Genomic DNA, 23945 nt, shown 5'->3' with positions numbered 1-23945 from the left:
TCCATGCACATCGAACATCAGCTGCTGGCAGTCAACGGCATCGACCTCAGCCTCTACAGCGCCGGCCCGGAAAACGGCAAACCGGTGTGGCTGCTGCACGGCTTCCCCGAGTGCTGGTACGCCTGGCATCCGCAGATCGAGGCGCTGGCCGCCGCCGGCTACCGGGTGTTTGCCCCGGAGATGCGCGGCTACGGGCAGAGCAGCGCGCCGAGCGACCCTGCGGCCTATGACCTGATCACTCTGTGCGGTGATATCCAGGGCGCCATGGATGCCCTCGGCCAGACCGACGTCGCCGTGGTCGGCCACGACTGGGGCGCGCCGGTAGCCTGGCACCTGGCCCTGCTGGAGCCGGCTCGGGTACAGGCGCTCGGTGCGCTGTCGGTGCCCTTCGGCGGGCGGCCCAAGCGCCCGGCCATCGAGATGATGCGCGAGGCCTACGCCGGGCGTTTCCACTACATCCTCTACTTCCAGCAGCCGGGCGTGGCCGAGGCCGAGCTGGACGCCGACATCGGCCGCAGCCTGCGCCTGCTGCTCGGCGGCCTGGAGGGTGCCCTGCTCGGTGACAAGCCAGCCGACGCCAAGCTGTTCGACGACCTCAGCGACCTGCCGCTGCCGGCCTGGTGCCCGCCCGAGCTGTTCGCCGTGTACGAACGGACCTTCGCCGGCCGCGGCTTCCATGGCGCGCTGAACTGGTACCGCAACTTCGAGCGCAGCTGGCAGCGCACCGAACCGCTGGGCGAGCTGCAGGTGGAGCAGCCGAGCCTGTTCCTGCTCGGCGAGCGCGACCCGGTCGGGCGCTTCGAGGCGCCCACGCTCAAGCGCATGGCCGCCAAGGTGCCCCGCCTGGAGCAGCATCTGCTGCCCGGTTGCGGGCACTGGCTGCAGAGCGAGGACGGCCCGCGGATCAACGCGCTGCTGCTGGAATTCCTGGCCCGCCACTACGCCGCGGACTGAACGCCGTCAGGCCCCTACCAGAGCCTGACAGCGCTCCAGCGTCAGCCCGCCAGCGCGAACGAAGCGCTGCAATTCGGGCAGCACCTGGCGCGCCTTGGGGTGAATGTCGTGGAACAGAAGCATGCCCTTGCGCCACAGCAGCATCAGAGTCATCAGTCGATCCTGCATCGCCTCCGGCTGCAGCCTGGCATTCCAGTCCTGGGAGTCGATATTCCATAGTACAACCTGTCCATCTTGCGCCTTCAGGTAGGCCACCAGTTCCGCATTGCGCTGCCCATAGGGCGGTCGGAACCACATGCTTGTGGCCGGTCCTGCCGGTTGCACGTTCTCGATCAGCTGGCGCGTGCGCTCCAGCGAGTCCTGCCAGCTGCTCAGTTTCTGGTGAGCCACATGGCGATAGCCATGGGACGCCAGGCACTGCCCCGCATACAGCGCAGTGAGGCTCTGTACCGTCTGGGTCTTCAGACGTCGCTCCAGATTCTCCCCCAGTACGAAGAAGAATGCCGCGATCCCCTCGCCCTGCAGCCACTGCCGCAACTGCTCCGTTTCCTGGCTGGCCGAAGGGCCGTCATCGAAGCTCAGCGCAAAGTGCCGGTCCGGCAGCTCATCGCCAGTCAGCTCGCTCTCATCCAGCCGCGCAATCTCGCTGGTGATCGCGGGAAACAGCGCGGCCAGACGCACCTGCTCATACAGGTAGGTGGCATGGAAACCCTCTGCTGCAGCCTGCCAGCGCGCGTCGGCGACAGGTTCCTGCGCGTCCGCCAGCAGGGCGTCCCAGCTGTCTGCTGCGCCACCGGCCGCCTTGTAGTTGGCCAACAGCCGCTGTCGGCTCTGCGCCAGCCAGAGCCGCACCGAGGCCAGGTTCGGCGTCTTCACCCCGGTAAAGTGGATAAGCTCATCGGCATCGCCCAGCGGCGTGCGCTGCAGCACCCGGGTGAACGTCAGAATTTCCTGGCGCGAGGCCCTGTCGAAGCGCTCAGGGCTGTCGATGGGTTCGGGCCAGAGATCGCGATCATAGCTGGCGACGCGCTCGGGCCCGGCCGCCCAGGTACCGGGCGTCAGGGCCAGGCAGAACAGCGCCAGCAGGCCTCTCGAGGCGCCCAAGGTCAGCGCCCCAGCCGCTCGTGCATACGCACGATGGCCTTGTCGTAGACCTGGTTTTCCTTGTTGCTCTTGGCCCAGATGAAATTCTGCAGCGCCTGCTCGTACTGGTTCTGCGTCTCGAAGATGCGCGCGATGTTGTAGTAGGAGCTGGCCAGCACCGTCGCCCGCGAATCGCCACGCGCCAAGGCGATGGCCTGGCGATTGGCCCACACCGCGTCGGCCAGCTCGTTCTGCCGCTGGAACGCCAGCCCCAGGTTGCTGTACGCCTGGGCATAGGTCGGATCGTTCTTCAGCGCCTCGCGGTAATAGAACACCGCATCGTCGTACTTCTTGGCGTGGTAGAGCTGCTCGCCCTGCCGATTCTGCTCCAACGCCAGCTTGGCGGTACGGCGGATGTCATGCGCCCTGGCAATCGGCTCGACCAGCTTATCGGCGTTGTACAGCTCGATCTCGGCCAGGCCATTGTCACCAGTGTCGGCAGCCTCCAGTACAACCTGGAAACGCGAGACCTGCACCGCTACCGGCAGCTTGAACACCTGGCGCTTCCCGCTGGGGCTGATGTCGTAGAAACGCTTGGCCTCGCCATTGATCAGCACCGCGACCCTCTGCGGAGCCCCCGTCTCTGGCAGGGTCAAGGCAAAACTGTCCGCGGTCAGCGGCGTGGCGAAGTTGAGGGCTGCCCACTCACCGACACCGCTGCCGGACACGCCTTCGGCCCAGACACTGGCCGGGTTGCCGTCGATCAGGTTGTGAGGCGCGAAGCGGCTGTCGATGCCGCGACCAGCATCGGCACGCGACGACGCACTGACCCAACTGGAGGCCTGGTACTGAGACACGCCGCTGCCTTCGGTGGCGCCTTTGACCTGCACATCCAGAGCCCGCCAGGTGTTGTCGAAGTCCGGGCGGCTGGTACGCAGCGTCAACCGGTAGTTGCTCGCGGAGCCGCCGGCGATCTGCTCGATGATGCGTTTGAACTGCCCCGAGTCCTTGTCGTAGAAGCTGCCGGAGCGGCTGTCGGCCAGCCAACGATATTCATCCAGATTGGGGCCGACCACATTGAGCACCGCATCGAGCTTGGCCAAGTCACCCAGCACATCGTTCGCGGTCAGTGCAGTCACCTCGTCGGCGCTATGGAAGGGGGCATCGGTAATCAGCACGAACACCTTGCGTCGATCGGCATCGTGGCTGAACGAAGTCGCCGCATAACGCAACGCATCCAGGGCGTTCTCGGGCTCGTCACCGCCCCCATTTGCTACTAGCGCGGCAACCGACTTTTTGAACTCCTCGGCCGAACGGGTGAAATCGACCTTGCTGTTCAGCTCGTCGCCGAACGAAACCAGCGCGAAGCGATAGTCGAAACCCGAGCCCTGGACGATATTGGCGAACTCCAGGGTACGCTGGATCAGCCCCTCGATCTCTTCGGACATACTGCCGGTGTCGTCGAAGACAAACACGAAGTCCACTCCGCGCTGGTCCGCCGCGCTCGGCGCCACGCTTTCCAGATTAAGAATATCGGCGGACTTGAGGTCCTCGAACACCGCAAAGTCTGCGGCGCTCAGGCCCGTAACGGGGGCACCGGTCTTGGCATCTCGAACGTTGATATCCACACTGACGACCGGGAAACGGCTGGCGACGGGCTGGACCAGCACTTCGGCCTTGTTGGAGGCCTGAACGCCAGTGGTGAGCAGGCAGAAAGCAAATGCAGACGCAGCTGCAGAGCGCAGGGACATGACGACTCCTTGTCGAAAAAGATCCTTGAATGCCCATGGCTTGGGCAGTAGCGGGCAATTCTTGGGGCATGCCCCCATAGCTGGCAAGCAAAGTCGTATGGTTCTCGGAGCATGCATTGCGAAACTGCCAAGCAAGTCCCAGCGACAGATATGCGACGGCGAGTTTGGGCTGTTTCCGGTGCTTCGGGTAAACTGCCGCATCTTTTGTATGCCTATAACGATCGCCTGATGCCGACCACCTTCCACGAGATCCCTCGCGAGCGTCCCGCCACGCCTCTGCTCGACAGCGCCGATACCCCAGAGGGCCTGCGCCGTCTGGCCGAGAGCGAGCTGGAGACCCTTGCCGACGAGCTGCGCCAGTACCTGCTGTACAGCGTCGGCCAGACCGGCGGGCACTTCGGCGCCGGCCTCGGCGTGGTCGAGCTGACCATCGCCCTGCACTACATCTTCGACACCCCGGACGATCGTCTGGTGTGGGACGTTGGCCACCAGGCCTACCCGCACAAGATCCTCACCGGCCGTCGCGAGCGCATGGGCAGCCTGCGCCAGAAGGACGGCCTGGCCGCCTTCCCGCGTCGTAGCGAGAGCGAGTACGACACCTTCGGCGTCGGCCACTCCAGCACCAGCATCAGCGCCGCACTGGGCATGGCCATCGCCGCCCGGATGCAGGGCTCGCGCCGCAAGAGCGTGGCGGTGATCGGCGACGGCGCGCTGACCGCCGGCATGGCCTTCGAGGCGCTCAACCATGCGTCCGACGTCAAGGCCAACATGCTCGTCGTGCTCAACGACAACGACATGTCGATCTCCAAGAACGTCGGCGGCCTGTCCAACTACCTGGCCAAGATCATCTCCAGCCGCACCTATTCGAGCATGCGCGAAGGCAGCAAGAAGATCCTCTCGCGCCTGCCGGGCGCGTGGGAGATCGCGCGCAAGGTCGAGGAGCACGCCAAGGGCATGCTGGTGCCCGGCACCCTGTTCGAGGAGCTGGGCTGGAACTACGTCGGCCCCATCGACGGCCACGACCTGCCGACCCTGATCGCCACCCTGCGCAACATGCGCGACCTCGACGGCCCGCAGTTCCTCCACGTGGTGACCAAGAAGGGCAAGGGCTTCGCCCCGGCCGAGGTCGACCCGATCGGCTACCACGCCATCACCAAGCTGGAGCCGATCAAGACGGCGCCCAGCGAAGAACCGAAGAGGGCTTCCGGGCCCAAGTATTCCGCGGTGTTCGGCCAGTGGCTGTGCGACATGGCTGCCGAAGACCAGCGCCTGGTCGGCATCACCCCGGCGATGAAGGAAGGCTCCGACCTGGTGGCCTTCGCCGACAAATTCCCCGAGCGCTACTTCGACGTGGCCATCGCCGAGCAGCACGCGGTGACCCTGGCCGCCGGCATGGCCTGCGACGGCGCCAAGCCGGTGGTGGCGATCTACTCCACCTTCCTGCAGCGCGCCTACGATCAGTTGATCCACGACGTGGCCGTGCAGCACCTCGACGTGCTGTTCGCCATCGACCGTGCCGGCCTGGTCGGCGAAGACGGTCCGACCCACGCCGGCAGCTTCGATATCTCCTACCTGCGCTGCATCCCCGGCATGCTGATCGCCACGCCCAGCGACGAGAACGAACTGCGTCTGCTGCTCACCACCGGCTATCACTTCCAGGGCCCGGCGGCCGTGCGCTACCCGCGCGGTAGCGGCCCCAACGCGACCATCGATCCCGTTCTGGAACCGGTCGAGATCGGCAAGGCCGTGGTCCGCCGCCAAGGCAAGCGCACCGCCATCCTGGCCTTCGGCGTGCAGCTGAGCGAGGCCCTCAAGGTCGGCGAAGCCCTGGATGCCACCGTGGTCGACATGCGCTTCGTCAAACCTATCGACGAGGCCCTGCTGCGCGAGCTGGCCGCCAGCCACGAGCTGCTGGTGACCCTCGAGGAAAACGCCGTGATGGGCGGTGCGGGCAGCGCGGTGAGCGAGTTCCTCGCCGCCGAGAACCTGCTCAAGCCGCTGCTGCACCTGGGCCTGCCCGACTATTACGTCGAGCACGCCAAGCCGGCGCAGATGCTCGCCGAATGCGGCCTGGACCAGGCCGGCATCGAATCCGCCATCCGCAAACGCCTCGCACTGCTCGACGCCTGAACCTCCCCCGCACCGGCCCGCTTCTTGCATCTTCGTTCCGAATAATCATAAGGAACAGGGCCGCCTGCGGGCGGCAGGGAGCTTTCTTGCATGCCACTGCTCAGTCATCGAATGGATTTCCATGGCGCCGAGCGCCGCTGGCTGCCCTGGTTCGGCAGGACCGGCAAACTGGCCATGCGCTGGTCATGGCTGCTCAACCGCGGCCAGGCCGCCCAGGTCGAGAAGACCTTCGCCGGCCTAGCGCAGACCCGCGTCGACCTGCTGATCGGCTGGGCCCAGCAGCACTGGCAGGCGCTGGAGCTGATCGGCAACGGCCTCGGCCAGGGTTGGCCGAACCTGCCGAGCGAAGCGCTGGAGCAAGCACGGGCACACATGCCGGAGGTCTCCGAGCTGTTCGTAGTGGCCGCCGACGGCCGCATCCTCGCCTCCAGCCACGCGCCACGCAGCGGCCAGCGGCATGATCCGGAAGCGGTTGCCGCCGGGCTCAAGGCCCCCTTCCTGCGCGGCCCTTACCTGGACGAGCTGACCTTGCAGCTGGGCGCCACCACCTCACAATTCCACGACGCCGTCACCCTGATGTTCCACCAGCCGCTGCGCCACGCCGGCCAGGTGGTCGGCTGCCTGTGCGCACGCATCCCCAACGACGTACTCAGCGACCTGATCCAGCGCGAGGCCGGTCATGTCTACCGCGACTCCGGCGACAACTACCTGTTCATGGTGCAGAGCGCCTACGACCCGGCCATCGCCCCCGGCACCGCCCTGTCTCGCTCACGCTTCGAGGACGCCACCTTCAGCGGCGGCGACAACCTGAAACAGGGCATTCGCACCCCGTTCGGCACCATTCGTGTGCAAAAGCACACCGAGTTCGAGCTGCGCTTCACCGCGCCGGCCACCGGCCAGCTGCACCCCGGTGTGCGCGAGACCATCCGCAACGGCCGCAATATGTTCGCGCTCTACCCCGGCTACCCGGACTACCGCCACGTGCCGGTGATCGGCGCCGGCCTGACCCTGCGTCTGCCCGGTTCGCCGGACACCTGGGGCATGATGTGCGAGGGCGACCTGGAAGAGGTCTACCGCCGGCGCAGCCTCAGCTACTCGCTGAGCCGCCAGCTGCTGCTCGGCCTGTGTGCCCTCGGCGGCCTGCAGATGATTCTCGACGCCCAGCTGCCGCACCAGGCCGGCGCCATCACCTTCGCCGCCGCCGGCCTGCTGCTCGGCGCCTTCTGGGCCTTCAGCCTGCGCCCGCGGGCGCGCAAGCTGCAGGCGCTGTCGGACTTCTTCCTGGAGACCGCCGAATGCGGCGCGCCGCTGAGCAGCCGCCTCGGTGTCGAGCGTTTCGGCAGCGACGAGGCCGGCGCCCTGGCAGGCTGGATCAACAGCTTCGTCGACAAGATGGACCACACCATGCAGGGCATCGTCGGTGCCGGCGAGGCCCTGCAGCAGACCTCGGACACCCTCGGCCGCACCGCCGGCAACGCCTCGCAGTGCGCCAGCCAGGGCCAGGCCGCGGCGGTGTCCACGGCGCGCGCGATGATCGAGGTCAACCGCAGCATCGGCCAGGCCACCGAACACATCCTCGACAGCGAGAGCGCCTCGCGCCAGGCCTTGGAGATGAGCCGCCAGGGCAGCGACGCGGTGCGCCAGAACGCCGAGGACGTGGGCCAGTTGGCCGCGCGCATCGAACAGTCGAGCCAGGCCCTGCAGGCGCTGAACCGGCAGACCGAGGAGATCCAGCACATCACCGAATCGATCCGCGCCATCGCCGACCAGACCAACCTCCTCGCCCTCAATGCTGCCATCGAGGCGGCGCGGGCCGGCGAGAGCGGGCGCGGCTTCGCCGTGGTCGCCGACGAGGTGCGCAACCTGGCGCAGCGCACCGCGCAGTCGACCCAGGAGATCGCCAGCACCCTCGGCGGCGTGCGCCAACAGACGCTGGAGGCCATGGCCGTGATGCAGGCCTGCCAGGACGCCGCCGAGCGCGGTGTGACGCGCTCGCACGAGGCCAACGCCGCGCTGCAGCGCATCCAGGGCGAAGTCGAGGCCATGCAGGGCCGCCTCGGCCAGATCAGCCAGTCGATGCAGCAGCAACTGAGCCAGGTACAGGCAGTGACCGACCAGGCCCAGGCCATCACCGGCGCCGCCGAACGCAGCAGCCAGAGCGCCGCCGAGACCCGCCAGGCGGCCCAGGCACTGGCGCAGCTGGTGCTCGACCTGCACAAGACCGCCAGCCGGCTTAGCAGCCAGGAAGGCGGCGAGCGCACGAGCACTGCGCCCGGCCAGCCCCGCCGGCACTCGGCCGTGGTCTGATCCGCCCGTCGTACATGAGCGAAACTCACGCTCACTGCGACTAAACTTGCTTGAGGTTCATCACGCCGTGCACTAAGGTGCGCGGCGTTTTTCTATTCCGCCAAGGTGCGCCGCTCGATATGAAGTGGCGTGAAACGGGAAGCCGGTGCGCTCTCACGAGCAATCCCGGCGCTGCCCCCGCAACGGTAATCGACCGCAGCCCCAGGGCTGCAGGTCCGCTCGAAGCCACTGGGTCATCCCGGGAAGGCGAGCGGATCGGCGTCGAGAGCCCGGAGACCGGCCCTGACGGATTTCGACTGGTGTTGCGGAGGGCCGCACCGTCAGGCGCCGCCGTGCGCCTGTCCCGCCCTCCTCGAAGTTCGAACCTTTGAGGATCATCGATGAAGCTGTCCCGCCTTACCCTCGCCGTGGCGCTCGCCCCCGGCCTGTCCTTCGCCGACCTCCCGTCCCGGGACCAGGCACTCAAGCTCGCGGATACCGTGATCACCGCCAACCGCGACGTACAGGCGCGCGGTGAGAGCAGCGCGGCAGTCAGCGTGTTCACCCGCGAAGACATCGAACGCCTGCGTCCGAGCAGCGTCGGCGAGTTGCTGGCACGCGTCCCCGGCGTGCAACTGGTACGCAACGGCGGACGTGGCGCCAATACCAGCCAGTTCATCCGCGGCACCAGCAACGCGCAGAGCCTGATCCTGGTCGACGGCGTGCGCATCGGCTCGGCCTCTTCCGGCGGCGCCCCACTGCAGTTCCTCAGCATCGAGCAGATCGAGCGCATCGAAGTGCTGCGCGGTTCGCGCTCGGCCATCTACGGCGCCGACGCCATCGGCGGCGTGGTGCAGATATTCACCCGCCGTGGCGAAGGCGAGGGGCTGCACCCGGTCGTGCGCTTGGCCGGCGGCAGCCAGGGTACCTGGGAGCGCAGCCTGGGCCTCTCCGGCGGCGACGAGCGCACGCGCTACAACCTCACCGGCAGCCTGGAAGAGACCGACGGCATCGACCGCTCGGATGTCTCCTACGGTTCGGACGCCGACCACGATGCCTACCGCAACCGCAGCTTCGGCCTGAACCTGGCCCATGCGCTGAGCGATGACCTGGAGATCGGCCTGAGCGCCGTCGACCAGCGCGGCAAGAGCGAGTACGACAACCCCTACGGCCGCTACGACAACAGCACCTTCCTCAGCCACCCGGCGCAGAACTGGAGCGAGTTCAGCCAGAGCACCGTGGCCGCCTACCTGGACGCCAAGCTCGGCGACAGCTGGAGCAGCCGCCTCGAACTGGGCCACAGCGAAGACAAACAGGAAGACTTCGACAAGCTCTATCCGGCTCGCGATGTGTTCAATACCTACCGTGACTCGGCCGCCTGGCTGAACACCCTGGAACTGGGCAGCGGCCACCAGCTGCGTGTCGGCCTCGACTATCTCGAAGGCAACCTGCACAGCAGCACCGCCTACAGCGAAGAGAGCCGCTGGAACCAGGCCGCGTTCATCCAGCACGGTTACCAGGGCGAGTACTTCTCCACCGAGCTGGGCCTGCGCCACGACAAGAACGAGCAGTACGGCAGCGAAAACACCTGGAACGCCGCTCTGACCCTGCCGCTCAACGAGGCGAACGACCTGGTGCTGTCCTACGCCGAAGGCTTCCGCGTACCGACCTTCAACGACCTGTACGGCCCGGCCGACTGGGGCGCCAACCCCGACCTCAACCCAGAGCGCTCGAAGAGCTACGAGCTGCAGTGGCGTAGCCAGCTGGCCGCCGGCACGCGCCTGGAAGCCTCGCTGTACCGCACCGACATCCGCGACCTGATCACCTATGTGTGGGACCCGAGCACCTTCATCGGCCGTAACTACAACGTCGACGAGGCGCGCATCAACGGCTTCGAGGCCAGCCTGCAGCAGCAGCTCGGCGCCTGGACCGGCAACCTGTCGCTGAGCATCATCGACCCGCGCGATCGCGACAGCGGCCACACCCTGGCCCGCCGCGCCAAGCGCCACCTGAGCCTGGACCTCGACCGCAGCTTCGGCGCCTTCGGCGTCGGTGCCACCTGGCAGGCCTTCAGCCAGCGCTACGATGACGACGCCAATCAGCGCGAGATCGCCGGCTATGGCGTGCTCGACCTGCGCGGCAGTTGGAAAGCCAGCAAGGAGCTGGCCTTCGACCTCAAGCTGGCCAACGTGCTGGACAAGGACTACAGCAACGCCCTCTACCAGTACGCCGGCGACTACCGCTACTACGGTTACCAGGAGACGCCGCGCAGCCTGCTGCTGGGCCTGACCTGGACCCCGGAACTGTAAACGCCGCGATAAGCGACAAGGGCCCCACTCGGGGCCCTTGTCGTTTCAGCTCATCCACTTCAGTCGCTGCGCGCCTGCTGCAACAGCTCGCACAGCCTGGCGGTAGCCGCCAGCATCTGGAAACTCGGCCGCTCCAACCCCTTGTCCGGCACTGGCCACAGCTGATTCAGGCGCACCGCCGGCACCTGCGGCCAGGCCCGCCAATGCTCCAGCTCGGCGCCGCTGCCACCGAGGATCACCTGCGGCTGGCGCGCCAACACGGCCTCGATGCTGACTTGCGGCGCCGGCAGGCGTACGTCCGCGAACACGTTGCGCGCGCCACACACCGCCAGGGCATCGCCAAGAATCTGCTCGGCACCGACGCTGTACAGCGGCTGGTGCCAGACCTGATAGAACACCGCCAGGGACGGCTCGCGGCGATAACGCGCACGCAGCTCGGCGATACCCGCACGGAAGTCGTCGCGCAGCTGGCGGCCGCGCTCGGCGCGACCGACACGCTCGCCGATCTCGGCAAACTGCTCGGCCAGGGCCTGCAGGTCGGGCGGTGTGCCTTGGTAGAGCGGTATCCGCAGATCACGCAGCTGCTGCAGCTGGGCGTCGGGCAGGCTGCCCGGCGCCAGCAGCACCAGGTCCGGACGCAGGCTGAGCAGGGTCTCCAGTTCGAGGGTGCCGAAACGCCCCACCGAAGGCACATCGGCCAGTTCGGCCGGCCGCGGGCCGCCGTCGAGCATGCCAACCAGGCGCGCCTCGGCGCCCAGTTCGAGCATGATTTCCGACATCGAGGGCGCCAGGCTGACCACCCGCTCCGCCGCGCACAGCGGCAAGCTCAGGATGAGCAGGCAGGTAGCGAAGAGGCGCTTAGCCAAGCTGGCGCGGGATACGATACAGGCAGAGCAGCACGACGCTGCTCAGAGCAAGGAGGATCAGGGCGACGGCATTCAGCCCGCTGAACAGGGCGATGGCCGCGATCCAGGCCGGCAGGCCGGCACCGAGGAAGGCCTTGCGCCGCACCCGGGCCAGCTCCAGCCAGGCGTCGCGCTCAGCTTCGCCGTCCAGCGCCTTCTCGGTGGCGATCAGGGCGCGCTTGTAGGCGGAGAACAGCGGCAGGCTGACGAACATGGAAGCCAGGCCGGCGATGAACAGCGGCATCTCCAGCACGGTACCCAGGGCCTGGCTGCCACCGAACAGCAGGTTGAGGAAGAACAGCGGCGCCAGGGCGAAGCCGAGCCAGCGCCACCATTCCAGGGCCAGGCGGCGACGCACCTCGGCGCGGGTCATTCCTCTTCCGCCTGGTGCTTGAGGCCCAGCATGTGGCCGAGCTTGCCGGCCTTGGTCGCCAGGTACTTGCGGTTGTGCGGGTTGAGGCCGGTTTCCAGCGGGCGGCGCTCGGCTACGCGTACACCGAAGCCTTCCAGCGCTTTGACCTTGCGCGGGTTGTTGGTCATCAGGCTTATCGCGCGGATACCCAGGTGATCAAGCATCGGCTGGCAGATCGAGTAATCGCGCTGGTCGGCGGCGAAACCCAGGCGCTCGTTGGCCTCGACGGTGTCGGCACCGCCGTCCTGCAGCTCGTAGGCGCGGATCTTGTTCAGCAGGCCGATACCACGGCCCTCCTGACGCAGGTACAGCAACACCCCACGGCCCTCGGCAGCGATGGCGCGCAGGGCGGCCTCGAGCTGGGCGCCGCAGTCGCAGCGTTGGCTGAACAAGGCATCGCCGGTCAGGCATTCGGAATGCAGGCGGCCCAGCACCGGCTGGCCATCGGCGACATCGCCAAGGGTCAGGGCCACGTGCTCCTTGCCAGTCGCCTCTTCGAGGAAACCGTGCATGGTGAACACCGCGAAGGGTGTGGGCAGTTTGGAGGCGGCGACGAAGACGACGGACACCGGTTGCTCCTGTTGAGGTTCGGCAGAAAAGGCCGGCATTGTACCAGCCGAGGCGGCGCCCGGCGCAGCCTGAATTATCGGGGATAAGGATCGAAGCGGCCGATGGATCGACCGACGAGTGCGCTAGAGCTTGGACTCCAACTGCAGCACACCGTTGTCATCGCGCCAGCGCACCCGGCTGAGGAAGCTCATACCCAGCAGCACCTCGGTGGGCGAATCGCCTTCCAGCACCACGCCTTCCACGCCAAGCACCTCCAGCCCGCCAACCTTGACGCTGTCGAGCTTGATGCGCCAACCGCGGATATTACCGCCAGCGGTACTGGCAACCATCGGCATGCCCTGCACCCGGTAGTCGATGCCCAGGCGGCGGGCCTGGCCCTCGTTCATCGCCACCGAGGTGGCACCGGTGTCGACCAGGAACTGCACGGGATGACCATCGACAGAGCCGGCAACCCAGTAGTGGTTGCCGGCGCCGCGGCTGATGCTCAGCTGGGCCTTCTGCGGCCCGGCAGACGCGCCGGCCTGATTGTACTCACGGCTCATGCCATAGCTGCGCTGCACACCGTCCACTTCCAGTAGCGCGCCCTTGCTGTCGGCGCTGATCACCTTGACCCCGCCGGGGCCGGTCTGGCCGTTGCGTACCAGTTTGCGCTGGCCATCCACCAGCAGCACGGCGGCGCCGGGGAACAGGCCGACCACCTGCACCTGGGTCTCGGCCTGCAACAGGGGGCTCAGAGCCAGCAACAGGCTGGCGGCGAACAGCTCAAGGCGACGCATCGGGGATCTCCATGTCCTCATCGAACGGATAGGGCTGCTGCCAGCACTGGAAAAGCGGCCGCAAGGCGCCGCTACGCACCAGAATGGGCATGCGCCGGTCGAACAGCTCGGCCAGCGCGCGGCCGCGGGCAGTATCGGCAAAGCCGACGTAGAGCGGCAAGCGGATCAGTGGCGTAGTGCGAAAGCGCGCAGGATCCGAGCCCTCGCGCAACACCTCGTCGACCTCAGTGGCCGCGTCCAGGTAGAAGTCGGCATGGCCCAGCTCGAGCATGCGCAAGATGCCGACGCGGCGCTCGATTTCCTGGAAGCGGCTGATGCCCGGCAGGTACTGCTGGTAGTCGTAGCCGCGCATCCAGGCCAGGCGGTACTGGCCGATGCTCTGCAGCGTCGGCTGCGGCGTGCTGAGCAGCGACAGGGCGAGGATGCGGTCGGCATCGTAGGGCCAGCGCGGGTAGCGCACGCCTTCTGAGATCTCGTCGCGGTAGGAGCCCAACCAGGCATCGGCCTCGCCACGTTGCACCAAGCCGATGGAGCGGGTGTAGGGCACGATGCGGAAGCCGACGGTCACGCCAGCCGGCTCGAACACCTGGCGCATGATGTCCCAGGCCAGGCCGCTACCGTCGGGGTTGGTGTGCTCTGGCCAGTGCTCGCTGACCATCTGGATATCCTGCGGCAAGGGCTCTGCGGCCTGGGCGCAAGGCCAGCCCAGGCACAGCAGTACAAGCAGCCAGCAAGCACGCATCGACAGCCTCCGAATCAGGCCAGGCCCCAGACCAGCAATTGCATCGCCACCCAGGCGAACACCCCGGCCAGCACGTCGTCCAGCATGATGCCGACGCCACCATGCACGTGCCGGTCGATCCAGCGAATCGGCCACGGCTTGAGGATGTCGAACACGCGGAATACCAGGAAGCCTAGCAGCAACCACTGCCAGCCCTCGGGCACCAGCCACAGGGTGATCCACATGCCGACCATTTCGTCCCAGACGATGCCCTCGTGGTCATGCACGCCCATGTCCTCGGCCACCCGCCCGCACAGCCAGAAGCCGAACAGCATGGTCACGCCGAGCATCAGCCAGTAGCCCCAGTCCGGCAGCATCTGCCACAACGGGATGAACGGGATCGCCACCAGCGAGCCCCAGGTCCCCGGGGCCTTGGGCATCAGCCCGGAGCCGAAGCCGAAGGCGAGGAAATGCCAGGGATTGCGCCACACCTGCGGCGCGACTTTCACGACGTCAGTCACCATGCATCTCTATATGTGTTGTCCGAAATGTTGATAGCCCGCCCGCGGTGGCTCGACACGCTGGCCGGCGCCGTCCAGCAGTTGCACGCCCTGCCCCGCCGCGACCCGGCCAATCACCACGGCCTCCGGCCATTGGGCCCGCAGAGCCGGCAGGAGTTCGGCCGGCAGGGTAAAGGCCAGCCGGTAGTCATCGCCACCGGCCAGCGCACAATCCAGCGCCCGCACCCCGGCGATGGCGCGCAAGGCCGGCGATAGCGGCACGCGCTCCCGCTCGATCTGCAGTACCACGCCTGAAGCCACGGCGATATGACCACAATCGGCCAGCAGGCCATCGGAGATATCCAGCGCCGCCGTGGCCCGGCCACGCAGCCACTGGCCGAGGGCCAACTGCGGCTGCGGCGCCCAGTAGCGCTGCAGCAGATAGTCGACCTCGGCCCCCTCGCCCGCCTGTTGGCCCAACACCAGCGGCAGTGCCCCAGCCGCATCACCCAGGCTGCCGCCGACACACAGCAGATCGCACGGCCGGGCACCGCTGCGAGTCAGCGCCTGGCCGCTCGGCAGCTGGCCGAACACAGTCAGCGTCAGGCTCAGCGGGCCACGGGTGGTGTCGCCACCGACCAGGGCGATGGCGCACTGCCCGGCCATCTGTGACAGGCCTCGAGCGAAGCCTTCCAGCCAGGCCGGCTCGGCCGCGGGCAGGGTCAGCGCCAGGGTGAAGGCGAGCGGCTTGGCGCCCATCGCGGCCAGGTCGCTGACGCTCACCGCCAGGGCGCGCTGGCCGAGCAGGAAAGGGTCGCAGGAATGGGGGAAGTGCACGCCGTCCACCAGGGTATCGGTGGACAGGGCCAGTTGCTGGCCAGGCGGCAGTTGCAGCAGGGCGCAGTCGTCGCCGATGCCGAGGGCGACGCCTTCGGCCGCCTGCGCACAGGGCGCGGCGGCGAAGTAGCGACGGATCAGCTCGAACTCACCCACGCAGGGTTCGCCAACCGATCAGCGCTTGCCGGCGTTGACTTCGGGCCCGCGCAGGGCCGGCGCCAGCTTGTCCAGCACGCCGTTGACGAACTTGTGCCCGTCGGTGGCACCGAAGGTCTTGGCCAACTCGATGCCCTCGTTGATCACCACCTTGTAGGGCACGTCGACGCGGCTCTTCAGCTCCCAGGCGGACAGGCGCAGGATGGCCAGTTCGACCGGGTCCAGCTCGTCCAGCGGGATGCTCAGCAGCGGCGAGAAGGCCTCGTCGAGCTCGGTCTTCTGGTGCGCCACGCCATGCAGGATCTCGTGGAAGTAGGCACCGTCGACGCCGCTGAAGTCGTTATCGACGCGGAACTGCGCTTCGATCTCGTTCAGCGACTGACCGGCCATGTGCCACTGATACAGCGCCTGCATGGCCAGGCTACGGGCCACGCGACGCTGCGCGATCTTGCCCTTGGCCTTGGGCTGCGGAGCGTCCTGGCTGTCGTCGTGATTCAGGCTCACTTGGCCTCCAGGGCCGCCAGCAGGCTGACCATTTCCAGGGCGGACAGTGCGGCTTCGGCGCCCTTGTTGCCGGCTTTGGTGCCGGAGCGCTCGATGGCCTGCTCGATGGAGTCGACGGTCAGTACGCCGAAGGCGACCGGCACACCGTATTCCATGGACACCTGGGCCAGGCCCTTGGTGCACTCACCAGCGACGTATTCAAAGTGCGGGGTACCGCCACGGATCACCGCGCCGAGGGCGATGATGGCAGCGAACTCGCCGCGCTGGGCGACTTTCTGGGTGACCAGCGGGATTTCGAAGGCACCCGGCGCGCGGATGACGGTGATGTCGCTTTCCTTCACGCCGTGGCGGACCAGGGCGTCGACGGCGCCGCTGACCAGGCTCTCGACGACGAAGCTGTTGAAGCGGCCAACCACCAGGGCGTATTTGCCTTGCGGGGCGATGAAGGTACCTTCGATGGTCTTCAGGGTCATGGGCGAGTCTCGGTTCGGATAAAGAGCCGGAATGCCTGTGGCACTCCGTGATGAAAAAGTTAAGCCCACTTGCGGGGCACTGACCAAGGGCTGCGGCCAATCTAGACGCGGCGCGCAGCACTCCTGGCTCAGGGCCTTATTCGGCGGGCAGGTATTCTACAACTTCCAGGTCAAAGCCGGATATGGCGTTGAACTTCATCGGCGAGCTCATCAGGCGCATCTTGCGCACGCCCAGATCACGCAGGATCTGCGAGCCGGCACCGACGGTGCTGTAGGTGGCCGGGCTCGGCGTCGGCTGTTTGTTCAGGTGCGCGAACAGCTCCGGGCCGGTGAGCGGGTTGCCCAGCAGCAGCACCACGCCGCTGCCGGCCTGAGCCACTTCGGCCATCGCCGCACGCAGGCTCCAGCGCCCGGGCTGTTTGACCAGGAACAAATCGCGCAGCGGCTCCATATTGTGCACACGGACCAGGGTCGGCTCCTCGGCGCACACCTTGCCCAGGGTCAGGGCCATGTGCGCGGTGTTCTCCACGCCATCGCGGTAGGTGACCAGGGTGAACTGGCCCAGTTCGGTATCCAGAGGCTGCTCGCTGACGCGCTCGACGGTGCGCTCGTGGATCAGGCGATAGTGGATCAGGTCGGCGATGGTGCCGATCTTCAGGCCGTGCTCCTCGGCGAACTTCTCCAGCTCCGGGCGACGAGCCATGGTGCCGTCGTCGTTCATGATCTCGCAGATCACGCCGCTCGGCTCGAAGCCGGCCATGCGCGCCAGGTCGCAGGCCGCCTCGGTGTGGCCGGCACGAGCCAGCACACCGCCGGGCTGGGCCATCAGCGGGAAGATATGGCCGGGGCTGACGATATCGTCGGCCACGGCGTTCTTCGCCACGGCAGCCTGCACGGTACGCGCGCGGTCAGCAGCGGAGATACCGGTGGTGACGCCCTCGGCGGCCTCGATGGAGACGGTGAACTTGGTGCCGAAGCCGGAGCCATTACGCGGCGCCATCAGCGGCAGCTTGAGCAGCTCGCAACGCTCGCGGCTCATCGGCATGCAGATCAGGCCGCGGGCGAAGCGGGCCATGAAGTTGATGTGCTCGGCGGTGGTGCACTCGGAGGCGATGATGATGTCGCCCTCGTTCTCGCGATCCTCGTCATCCATGAGGATGACCATCTTGCCGGCGCGGATGTCTTCGATCAGTTCTTCTGCGGTATTCAGGGCCATGCTGGCAATCTCACTTGTTCAGGTAGCCGTGTTCGGCGAGGAAGGCTTCGCTGATGCCGGAAGCGCTGGGGTCGGCGGCCTTGTCGCCGAGCAGCAGGCGCTCCAGGTAGCGCGCCAGCAGGTCCACTTCGAGGTTGACCTTACGTCCCGACCGGTAGTCAGCCATGATGGTTTCGACCAGGGTGTGCGGCACGATGGTCAGCTCGAACTCGGCGCCGTTGACGGCGTTGACCGTCAGGCTGGTGCCATCGACGGTGATCGAGCCCTTGAGCGCGATGTACTTGGCCAGCTCGCGCGGCGCGCGCACGGTGAACTGGATGGCGCGAGCGTTTTCTTCGCGCTTGACGATCTCGCCGACACCGTCGACGTGGCCGCTGACCAGGTGGCCGCCGAGGCGGGTGGTCGGGGTCAGGGCCTTTTCCAGGTTGACCCGGCTGCCTGCCTTCAGATCGATGAAGGCGGTGCGCGCCAGGGTCTCGTGGCTGACGTCGGCCCAGAAGCCGTCGCCGGGCAGCTCGACCGCGGTCAGGCACACGCCGTTGACCGCGATGCTGTCGCCCAGCTTGACGTCGCCGAGGTCCAGCTTGCCGGTCTCGACATAGACGCGTACGTCCCCGCCCTTGGGCGTCATGGCACGGATGGTACCGATGGATTCGATTATGCCGGTGAACATGCGTCCTCCCGGTGAATGGTGCAATGCAGCATGGATGATCTCCTGTTTTGGTCAAAAACAGGGCAATGCCGATCGATAGGGATTTTCGCGGGCGCAGACGGACGGCGCCCCGGAAGGGAATCCCGCTCTCTCTTTATCCGGACTATACCGTCGGCCCCGGAATCACACCGGGTCTGCTGACCTCGCGCGGCAGGAGCCGTGGCGAGCGCTCGCGGGCTAGGCCTGAGGCCATTACCGCCGGTGGGGAATCGCACCCCGCCCTGAGAACGTTGCGACCACCGGAGCGGCCGCGGCTGGCTTTTTACCATATTTGCCGCGCCGCTGCATGGCGGCGCTTCGATCAAACCGATCGAAATGCCTCAGCGCGGCTTGGGCACCGCAGTGATCCGCCAGTCGCCACCGACCGCGCGGATATCGCGAATCTCCAGGTCCTGCGCCTCGGCCATGCGGACCAGCGGCCAGTCCAGCAGCGGCTTGGCGCTGGAGCCGAGGAACTTGGGCGCGACGAACAGCTGGTACTCGTCGACCAGCCCGGCGCGGGCGAAAGCGCCGGCCAGTTTCGGGCCGGCCTCGACCAGCACCTCGTTGGCACCGCGCGCGGCCAGTTCGGCGAGCAGCTTGCGCAGGTCGACATGGCCATTGCTGCCGGGCACCGCCAGCAGCTCATGGCGTTCCTCGGTGAAGCGTTCACGCGCGGCGGCCGCTGCGCAGGTGGCGACCAGCGCTGGGCCGGCCTGGAAGAACGGGGCGGAGAGCGGTACACGCAGGCGGCCGTCGACCAGCACGCGCAGCGGCGGACGATCAATGGCCAGCGCGGTCAGTTCGGCATTCAGGCCCAGTTCCTCGGCACGCACGGTCAGCCGCGCCTGGTCGGCCAGCACGGTATCGGCACCGGTGATCACCACGCTGGAGCGGGCCCGCAGGCGCTGCACCGCGGCACGCGCCTCGGGACCGGTGATCCACTGGCTCTCGCCGCTGGCCATGGCGGTACGACCATCCAGGCTCATGGCCAGCTTGACACGCACGAACGGCAGGCCCTGCTCCATGCGCTTGATGAAGCCGGCGTTCAACTCACGCGCCTCGACCTCCAGCACGCCGCTGTGCACGGCGATGCCGACACCCATCAGGCGCAGCAGGCCACGGCCGGCGACCTGCGGATTGGGGTCCTGCATGGCAGCCACGACTCGGGCCACACCGGCATTCACCAGCGCCTCGGCGCAGGGCGGCGTGCGTCCGTGGTGGCTGCAGGGCTCCAGAGTGACGTAGGCAGTGGCGCCGCGCGCCTTGTCGCCGGCTTGGCGCAGGGCGTGCACCTCGGCATGCGGTTCGCCGGCCTTGGCGTGCCAGCCCTCGCCGACGATCTTGCCGTCCTGCACGATGACGCAGCCGACGCGCGGGTTGGGATGGGTGGAATACAGCCCCTTGCGCGCCAGTTCCAGCGCGCGGGCCATGAATTGCTGGTCGACCACGCTCATTCCTTGGACGGCTCGCGGGCCAAGCGCTCGATTTCTTCGCGGAACTCGTTGAGGTCCTGGAAGCGCCGGTAGACGGAGGCAAAGCGGATGTAGGCAACCTCGTCGAGCTTCTGCAGCTCGGTCATCACCAGCTCGCCGAGCACCCGCGACTTGATCTCGCGCTCGCCGGTGGCGCGCAGGCGATGCTTGATGTGGGCGATGGCCTCTTCCAGGCGCTCGATGCTGACCGGGCGCTTCTCCAGCGCACGCTGCATGCCTGCACGCAGCTTGTCTTCATCGAATGGCTGGCGGCTGCCGTCGGACTTGATCAGGCGCGGCATCACCAGCTCGGCGGTCTCGAAGGTGGTGAAGCGTTCGCCGCAGGCCACGCATTCGCGGCGCCGGCGCACCTGGTCACCCTCGGCGACCAGGCGGGAATCGATGACCTTGGTGTCGTTGGCGGAGCAGAACGGACAATGCATGGAGGAAGAGGCCCTACGAAACGGTGGCCCATGGTAGCGCATGGTCCCGGCAAGACAAGCTGGCGCCGTTGCGGTATACAGGCGCCCGTTTTTTGCGCTATTCCAGCACTATCTGCCGCATCGGATGCCGCCATGTCCCGCCGCCCTGCCCTCGCCTGTCTGTTCCTGCTGCTGACCGCCTGCGCCAGCGAGCCGCCCAAGCCCGTCACCCCAGCCGCTGCGCCCCGTCCGGCGCCTGCCGCCAAGCCAGTCGCGCCCCTGGAGCAGGCCCTGCCCGCCCATATGCGCGAGCTGCGCGGCAGCCTGCTGACGCCGCCGGCCGGCAGCGAGGTGGAGATGGCCCTGCTGGTGGTGGACGAGCGCGACCGCCCGCAACAGCTGCTGGGCAGCCTCAAGCTGGCGGGCGACGGCCAGGCGCTAGCCTTCCGTCTGCCGTTCAACCCCGAGTATTTCCCGGTTGGCGCGCGGGTAGAGCTGCGCGCCCGCATCAGCCAGTCCGGCCGCCTGATCCTGCGCCTGCCGCCGCAACGGGTTACCCTGGCCGACAGCCGCGACTTCGGCGCCCTGTCGCTGGTGAGCGCGCCATGAACCCGCCGATCGCCCTGCAGGACGCCCTGCAACAGCTGCTCGGCGATGCCCGCCTGAGCGCCGAGACCCTGCCCGGCACCGATATCCGCCTGTGGCTGGTCGACCCGAGCAACATGGACCGCAGCTTCAGCCCGGAAGAGACCCGGCGCATCCTCGAGGAGCCGCCCTACTGGAGCTTCTGCTGGGCCAGCGGCCTGGCCCTGGCGCGCTGGCTGGCGGAGAAGCCGGAATGGGTACGCGGCAAGCGCGTGCTCGACTTCGGCGCCGGCTCCGGCGTGGCGGCCATCGCCGCAGCCAAGGCCGGCGCGGCAGAAGTGGTGGCGTGCGACCTCGACCCGCTGGCCATCGCGTCCTGCCGGGCCAATGCCGAACTGAACGGTGTTGAATTGAGTTACTCGCTGGACTTCTTCGCCGAAGAGGACCGCTTCGACCTGATCATCGTTGCCGACGTGCTCTACGACCGCGCCAACCTGCCGCTGCTCGACGCTTTCCTCACCCGCGGCCAGGAGGCCCTGGTGGCCGATTCGCGGGTCAAGGATTTCCAGCACCCGCTGTACCAGCGCCTGGGCCTGCTCGACGCCTGCACCTGGCCGGATCTGGCCGAGCCGGCGGAGTTCCGCAGCGTCAGCCTGTATCACGCAAAACGCTGAGCGCTGCCGGCCCGGATGCATCCGGGCTTGTTTCCGTAACGCCGCGCCCGCATTTATAGTCGCATCACTGTTCCCGGCCTCACGCAGCAGGCCGCCAACCGAGAATTGCCATGAGCGATACCCCCTACATCTTCGACGTATCCGGCGCTGCCAACTTCGAGCAGCTGGTGATCCAGAACTCCTTCCACAAGCCAGTGCTGGTGGACTTCTGGGCCGAGTGGTGCGCGCCTTGCAAAGCGCTGATGCCGCTGCTGGCGAAGATCGCCGAGGAATTCCGCGGTGAACTGCTGCTGGCCAAGGTCGACTGCGATGCGGAGCAGGACATCGTCGCGCGCTTCGGCATCCGCAGCCTGCCCACCGTGGTGCTGTTCAAGGACGGCCAGCCGGTCGACGGCTTCGCCGGGGCGCAACCGGAGTCGGCCATCCGCGAGATGCTCAAGCCGCACGTGGCCGAGCCGGCACCGCTGGCCGCCGACCCGCTGGAGACCGCCCAGGCGCTGTTCGCCGAGGAGCGCTTCGGCGAGGCCGAGACCCTGCTCAAGCAGGTGCTGACTGAGAACAACGAGAACGCCGCGGCGCTGATCCTCTACGCCCGCTGCCTGGCCGAGCGAGGCGAGCTGGGCGAAGCCGAGGCGGTGCTCGGCGCGGTCAAGGGCGATGAACACAAGCAGGCCCTGGCCGGCGCCAAGGCGCAGCTGACCTTCCTGCGCCAGGCCGCCGACCTGCCGGATGGCGCCGAGCTGAAGAGCCGCCTGGCGCAAGACCCGGGCGACGACGAGGCGACCTACCAACTGGCCATCCAGCAGCTCGCCCGCCAGCAATACGAGGCGGCGCTGGACGGCCTGCTCAAGCTGTTCGTGCGCAACCGCAGCTATGCCGAGGGCATCGCCCACAAGACCCTGCTGCAGGTATTCGACCTGCTGGGCAACGACCATCCGCTGGTGACCCTGTATCGCCGCAAGTTGTATCAGGCGATCTACTGATGACGCCCTTCCGCCTGCTGCTGCGGGTGCGCTACGGCGAATGCGACGCCCAGCAGGTGGTGTTCAACGCCCGCTACGGCGACTACGTGGACGTGGCGGCGACCGAGTTCTACCGCGCCGTGTTCGGCAGTTACCAGGTCCTGCTGGAGCAGGGCCTGGACAGCCAGGTGGTACGCATGGTCACCGACTGGAGCGCGCCGGCGCGCTTCGACGACGTGCTGCAGCTGGAGGTCAGCACCCTGCGTCTGGGCAACAGCTCGTTCGCCCTGCAGGTGGACATCTGCCGCCAGGCCGACCAGGCGGCCATTGCCCGCAGCGAGATCACCTATGTGATGGTCGATGCCCAGGCCTTTACCAAGATGCCGATCCCTGACGCCATCCGCGCGCAGCTTGAGCGCGGCGCACCGGACGTGACGGTAAACCAGGCCGGCTGATCAGCCGATCCAGCGATACAACGGCGCTTCGGCGCCGTTTTCTATCTGCACCTGCGGGGCATGGCGCAGGCGCACTAGCAGGCGCTTGCCGGCCGCCTCGCCACCGGCCAGGGCGGCCAGCTCAGCGAGCAACTGCGGCCCCTCCATGCTGCCGACCGCCTGCAACAGCTGCAGCGCCTGCGGCCACAGGTCATTCGCCGGGGCGGCCACGGGCGCGGTTATGACTGCGGCAGGTGGCTGTATTTCCGACGGTAGATGAGCGGCCAGCTGCGCCCAGTCCTCGGCATCCATTTCCACCGTCAGGTCTACCGGCCAATCGCCAATCCGCCCCTTGATTCGCAGCATCTCGCCCACTCCAGAACATCAGGCCGCCATGCTGCCATGCCTGTTGGGGCTGGCCAATCACAGTGATTAAGTGTTACAACATAACCTAACAATTGATCGCCGGAGTTTGCCCCATGCGCCGCACCCTGCTCGCCCTGCCCTTCGCCCTGCTGCCGCTGTCCCTCGCCCAGGCCGCCAGCCACGAGCATGCCCACGACCACGATCATGCCCACGAAGAACACGGCAGCCTCGGCGCCCACGAGCACGGCGTGGCCAGCCTCAACGTGGCACTGGACGGCCAGACCCTGGAGATCCAGCTGGAAAGCCCGGCGATGAACCTGGTCGGCTTCGAGCACGAGGCCAAGAGCGATGCCGACAAGGCCAAGGTCGCCGCAGCCCGCGAGCATCTGGAACAACCGCAGGCGCTGTTCGCCCTGCCGATCGAGGCCAAGTGCGCACTGCAGGAAAGCGCGCTGGAGAGCCCGCTGTTCGGCGAAGCCGAGCATGAGCATGCCGAGCACGAGCACGAACATGAGCACGGCGACGAACATGGTCATAGCGACATCGACGCCAGCTACCGCTTCGCCTGCGCCCATGCCGAGGCACTGAAGACCCTGGAGCTGGGCAGCTTCTTCGGCACCTTCCCCGGCACCGAGAAGCTGGAAGTGCAGCTGATCGGCCCCGGCGGCCAGCAAGGCGCCGAGCTCACCCCGAGCAACTCGCGCCTGAGCTTCTGACACATTTGCGGCGCACCTGCCGGGTGCGCCGTCCGCC

The 23945-nt window shown here is 67.3% G+C and carries 25 protein-coding genes and 2 riboswitches; of the genes, 9 read left to right on the top strand and 16 right to left on the bottom strand.

The window, feature by feature from the left end; translation table 11 throughout:
- Nucleotides 1-3 precede the first annotated feature (3 nt).
- Nucleotides 4-954, top strand: a complete 951-nt coding sequence (locus PTT45_RS16630) for an alpha/beta fold hydrolase (RefSeq protein ID WP_273814740.1) — start codon at nucleotides 4-6, stop codon at nucleotides 952-954.
- A gap of 6 nt (nucleotides 955-960) precedes the next feature.
- On the opposite strand, the gene PTT45_RS16625 is transcribed toward PTT45_RS16630, so the two are convergent.
- Both PTT45_RS16625 and PTT45_RS16620 read right to left on the bottom strand, forming a co-directional pair.
- A complete protein-coding gene (locus PTT45_RS16625; protein WP_273814738.1) occupies nucleotides 961-2058 on the bottom strand; it encodes a polysaccharide deacetylase family protein in 1098 nt (365 codons plus the stop codon).
- A 2-nt stretch (nucleotides 2059-2060) separates the two neighbouring features.
- Nucleotides 2061-3788 carry a VWA domain-containing protein gene (locus tag PTT45_RS16620; RefSeq protein ID WP_273814737.1) on the bottom strand — a complete coding sequence of 576 codons (1728 nt, stop codon included), beginning with the start codon at nucleotides 3786-3788 and terminating at the stop codon, nucleotides 2061-2063.
- Between the two features lie 228 nt (nucleotides 3789-4016).
- On the opposite strand from PTT45_RS16620, the gene dxs reads away from it, so the two are divergent.
- From dxs to PTT45_RS16605, 3 genes are all read left to right on the top strand, one after another.
- Nucleotides 4017-5918, top strand: a complete 1902-nt coding sequence (dxs, locus tag PTT45_RS16615; protein ID WP_273814735.1) for a 1-deoxy-D-xylulose-5-phosphate synthase — start codon at nucleotides 4017-4019, stop codon at nucleotides 5916-5918.
- 90 nt (nucleotides 5919-6008) lie between these two features.
- Nucleotides 6009-8225: a methyl-accepting chemotaxis protein gene (locus PTT45_RS16610; RefSeq protein WP_273814733.1), complete on the top strand. Its 2217-nt coding sequence runs from the start codon at nucleotides 6009-6011 to the stop codon at nucleotides 8223-8225.
- 86 nt (nucleotides 8226-8311) lie between these two features.
- Nucleotides 8312-8524, top strand: a riboswitch (cobalamin riboswitch).
- Nucleotides 8525-8605: 81 nt separating this feature from the next.
- Nucleotides 8606-10513, top strand: a complete 1908-nt coding sequence (locus tag PTT45_RS16605; protein ID WP_273814732.1) for a TonB-dependent receptor domain-containing protein — start codon at nucleotides 8606-8608, stop codon at nucleotides 10511-10513.
- Between the two features lie 59 nt (nucleotides 10514-10572).
- On the opposite strand, the gene PTT45_RS16600 is transcribed toward PTT45_RS16605, so the two are convergent.
- The 13 genes from PTT45_RS16600 to nrdR all read right to left on the bottom strand — a co-directional run bounded on the left by PTT45_RS16600 (nucleotide 10573) and on the right by nrdR (nucleotide 20192).
- Nucleotides 10573-11379: a helical backbone metal receptor gene (locus PTT45_RS16600; RefSeq protein WP_273814731.1), complete on the bottom strand. Its 807-nt coding sequence runs from the start codon at nucleotides 11377-11379 to the stop codon at nucleotides 10573-10575.
- Complete coding sequence (locus tag PTT45_RS16595; RefSeq protein ID WP_273814730.1) at nucleotides 11372-11791, bottom strand: MFS transporter; 420 nt, start codon at nucleotides 11789-11791, stop codon at nucleotides 11372-11374. The genes PTT45_RS16600 and PTT45_RS16595 overlap by 8 nt, the downstream gene beginning before the upstream one ends.
- On the bottom strand, nucleotides 11788-12399 hold the full coding sequence (ribA, locus tag PTT45_RS16590; protein ID WP_043310367.1) for a GTP cyclohydrolase II: 612 nt from the start codon (nucleotides 12397-12399) through the stop codon (nucleotides 11788-11790). Before ribA ends, PTT45_RS16595 begins: the two co-directional genes overlap by 4 nt.
- 123 nt (nucleotides 12400-12522) lie before the next feature.
- Nucleotides 12523-13176, bottom strand: a complete 654-nt coding sequence (locus PTT45_RS16585; RefSeq protein ID WP_273814729.1) for a retropepsin-like aspartic protease family protein — start codon at nucleotides 13174-13176, stop codon at nucleotides 12523-12525.
- Complete coding sequence (locus PTT45_RS16580; RefSeq protein ID WP_273814728.1) at nucleotides 13163-13918, bottom strand: substrate-binding periplasmic protein; 756 nt, start codon at nucleotides 13916-13918, stop codon at nucleotides 13163-13165. The genes PTT45_RS16585 and PTT45_RS16580 overlap by 14 nt, the downstream gene beginning before the upstream one ends.
- A gap of 14 nt (nucleotides 13919-13932) precedes the next feature.
- Complete coding sequence (locus PTT45_RS16575; protein WP_273814727.1) at nucleotides 13933-14421, bottom strand: phosphatidylglycerophosphatase A family protein; 489 nt, start codon at nucleotides 14419-14421, stop codon at nucleotides 13933-13935.
- A gap of 6 nt (nucleotides 14422-14427) precedes the next feature.
- Complete coding sequence (gene thiL, locus PTT45_RS16570) at nucleotides 14428-15390, bottom strand: thiamine-phosphate kinase (RefSeq protein WP_273814725.1); 963 nt, start codon at nucleotides 15388-15390, stop codon at nucleotides 14428-14430.
- An 18-nt stretch (nucleotides 15391-15408) separates the two neighbouring features.
- A complete protein-coding gene (gene nusB / locus PTT45_RS16565; protein ID WP_443218203.1) occupies nucleotides 15409-15894 on the bottom strand; it encodes a transcription antitermination factor NusB in 486 nt (161 codons plus the stop codon).
- Complete coding sequence (gene ribH / locus PTT45_RS16560) at nucleotides 15891-16367, bottom strand: 6,7-dimethyl-8-ribityllumazine synthase (protein WP_043310363.1); 477 nt, start codon at nucleotides 16365-16367, stop codon at nucleotides 15891-15893. Before ribH ends, nusB begins: the two co-directional genes overlap by 4 nt.
- A gap of 136 nt (nucleotides 16368-16503) precedes the next feature.
- Nucleotides 16504-17583, bottom strand: a complete 1080-nt coding sequence (ribBA, locus tag PTT45_RS16555) for a bifunctional 3,4-dihydroxy-2-butanone-4-phosphate synthase/GTP cyclohydrolase II (RefSeq protein WP_273814724.1) — start codon at nucleotides 17581-17583, stop codon at nucleotides 16504-16506.
- A 10-nt stretch (nucleotides 17584-17593) separates the two neighbouring features.
- Nucleotides 17594-18256, bottom strand: a complete 663-nt coding sequence (locus PTT45_RS16550) for a riboflavin synthase (protein WP_273814723.1) — start codon at nucleotides 18254-18256, stop codon at nucleotides 17594-17596.
- A 120-nt stretch (nucleotides 18257-18376) separates the two neighbouring features.
- Nucleotides 18377-18528: riboswitch (FMN riboswitch) on the bottom strand.
- 87 nt (nucleotides 18529-18615) lie between these two features.
- Nucleotides 18616-19731: a bifunctional diaminohydroxyphosphoribosylaminopyrimidine deaminase/5-amino-6-(5-phosphoribosylamino)uracil reductase RibD gene (gene ribD, locus PTT45_RS16545; protein ID WP_273814722.1), complete on the bottom strand. Its 1116-nt coding sequence runs from the start codon at nucleotides 19729-19731 to the stop codon at nucleotides 18616-18618.
- Nucleotides 19728-20192, bottom strand: coding sequence for a transcriptional regulator NrdR (gene nrdR / locus PTT45_RS16540; protein WP_043310359.1), 465 nt, complete (start codon nucleotides 20190-20192; stop codon nucleotides 19728-19730). Before nrdR ends, ribD begins: the two co-directional genes overlap by 4 nt.
- Nucleotides 20193-20324: 132 nt before the next feature.
- Between nrdR and PTT45_RS16535 the strand changes: the two genes are divergently transcribed.
- The 4 genes from PTT45_RS16535 (at nucleotide 20325) to PTT45_RS16520 (ending at nucleotide 22847) form a co-directional block, all read left to right on the top strand.
- Nucleotides 20325-20780, top strand: coding sequence for a YbaY family lipoprotein (locus PTT45_RS16535; RefSeq protein ID WP_273814720.1), 456 nt, complete (start codon nucleotides 20325-20327; stop codon nucleotides 20778-20780).
- On the top strand, nucleotides 20777-21430 hold the full coding sequence (locus PTT45_RS16530) for a class I SAM-dependent methyltransferase (protein ID WP_273814719.1): 654 nt from the start codon (nucleotides 20777-20779) through the stop codon (nucleotides 21428-21430). The genes PTT45_RS16535 and PTT45_RS16530 overlap by 4 nt, the downstream gene beginning before the upstream one ends.
- 110 nt (nucleotides 21431-21540) lie before the next feature.
- A complete protein-coding gene (trxA, locus tag PTT45_RS16525; RefSeq protein WP_273814716.1) occupies nucleotides 21541-22413 on the top strand; it encodes a thioredoxin in 873 nt (290 codons plus the stop codon).
- Entirely contained in the window at nucleotides 22413-22847 is a 435-nt protein-coding gene (locus tag PTT45_RS16520) for an acyl-CoA thioesterase (RefSeq protein ID WP_273814715.1), read from the top strand. Before trxA ends, PTT45_RS16520 begins: the two co-directional genes overlap by 1 nt.
- Here the strand turns inward: PTT45_RS16520 and PTT45_RS16515 are convergent, their stop codons facing one another.
- Nucleotides 22848-23192 (bottom strand): hypothetical protein, encoded by a 345-nt coding sequence (locus PTT45_RS16515; RefSeq protein WP_273814713.1) that lies wholly within the window; start codon nucleotides 23190-23192, stop codon nucleotides 22848-22850.
- 113 nt (nucleotides 23193-23305) lie between these two features.
- On the opposite strand from PTT45_RS16515, the gene PTT45_RS16510 reads away from it, so the two are divergent.
- Nucleotides 23306-23908: a DUF2796 domain-containing protein gene (locus PTT45_RS16510; protein WP_273814712.1), complete on the top strand. Its 603-nt coding sequence runs from the start codon at nucleotides 23306-23308 to the stop codon at nucleotides 23906-23908.
- The last annotated feature ends 37 nt before the right edge of the window (nucleotides 23909-23945 follow it).

It is taken from the genome of Pseudomonas sp. Gutcm_11s (genome assembly GCF_028649395.1).
Lineage (GTDB): Bacteria > Pseudomonadota > Gammaproteobacteria > Pseudomonadales > Pseudomonadaceae > Aquipseudomonas.
Note: the sequence above shows the minus strand (reverse complement) of the source record. Positions and strands in the feature narration are given on the sequence as shown.

Bases quoted from the DNA above. Each gene is read 5' to 3' on its own strand.
- PTT45_RS16605 (WP_273814732.1), top strand. From the start codon at position 8,606: ATGAAGCTGTCCCGCCTTACCCTCGCCGTGGCGCTCGCCCCCGGCCTG.
- PTT45_RS16515 (WP_273814713.1), bottom strand. From the start codon at position 23,192: ATGCTGCGAATCAAGGGGCGGATTGGCGATTGGCCGGTAGACCTGACG.
- PTT45_RS16550 (WP_273814723.1), bottom strand. From the start codon at position 18,256: ATGTTCACCGGCATAATCGAATCCATCGGTACCATCCGTGCCATGACG.
- PTT45_RS16620 (WP_273814737.1), bottom strand. From the start codon at position 3,788: ATGTCCCTGCGCTCTGCAGCTGCGTCTGCATTTGCTTTCTGCCTGCTC.
- PTT45_RS16530 (WP_273814719.1), top strand. From the start codon at position 20,777: ATGAACCCGCCGATCGCCCTGCAGGACGCCCTGCAACAGCTGCTCGGC.
- PTT45_RS16585 (WP_273814729.1), bottom strand. From the start codon at position 13,176: ATGCGTCGCCTTGAGCTGTTCGCCGCCAGCCTGTTGCTGGCTCTGAGC.
- PTT45_RS16580 (WP_273814728.1), bottom strand. From the start codon at position 13,918: ATGCGTGCTTGCTGGCTGCTTGTACTGCTGTGCCTGGGCTGGCCTTGC.
- ribBA (WP_273814724.1), bottom strand. From the start codon at position 17,583: ATGGCCCTGAATACCGCAGAAGAACTGATCGAAGACATCCGCGCCGGC.
- PTT45_RS16535 (WP_273814720.1), top strand. From the start codon at position 20,325: ATGTCCCGCCGCCCTGCCCTCGCCTGTCTGTTCCTGCTGCTGACCGCC.
- PTT45_RS16610 (WP_273814733.1), top strand. From the start codon at position 6,009: ATGCCACTGCTCAGTCATCGAATGGATTTCCATGGCGCCGAGCGCCGC.
- ribH (WP_043310363.1), bottom strand. From the start codon at position 16,367: ATGACCCTGAAGACCATCGAAGGTACCTTCATCGCCCCGCAAGGCAAA.
- PTT45_RS16510 (WP_273814712.1), top strand. From the start codon at position 23,306: ATGCGCCGCACCCTGCTCGCCCTGCCCTTCGCCCTGCTGCCGCTGTCC.
- nrdR (WP_043310359.1), bottom strand. From the start codon at position 20,192: ATGCATTGTCCGTTCTGCTCCGCCAACGACACCAAGGTCATCGATTCC.
- dxs (WP_273814735.1), top strand. From the start codon at position 4,017: ATGCCGACCACCTTCCACGAGATCCCTCGCGAGCGTCCCGCCACGCCT.
- ribD (WP_273814722.1), bottom strand. From the start codon at position 19,731: ATGAGCGTGGTCGACCAGCAATTCATGGCCCGCGCGCTGGAACTGGCG.
- PTT45_RS16630 (WP_273814740.1), top strand. From the start codon at position 4: ATGCACATCGAACATCAGCTGCTGGCAGTCAACGGCATCGACCTCAGC.
- trxA (WP_273814716.1), top strand. From the start codon at position 21,541: ATGAGCGATACCCCCTACATCTTCGACGTATCCGGCGCTGCCAACTTC.
- PTT45_RS16520 (WP_273814715.1), top strand. From the start codon at position 22,413: ATGACGCCCTTCCGCCTGCTGCTGCGGGTGCGCTACGGCGAATGCGAC.
- PTT45_RS16575 (WP_273814727.1), bottom strand. From the start codon at position 14,421: ATGGTGACTGACGTCGTGAAAGTCGCGCCGCAGGTGTGGCGCAATCCC.
- PTT45_RS16595 (WP_273814730.1), bottom strand. From the start codon at position 11,791: ATGACCCGCGCCGAGGTGCGTCGCCGCCTGGCCCTGGAATGGTGGCGC.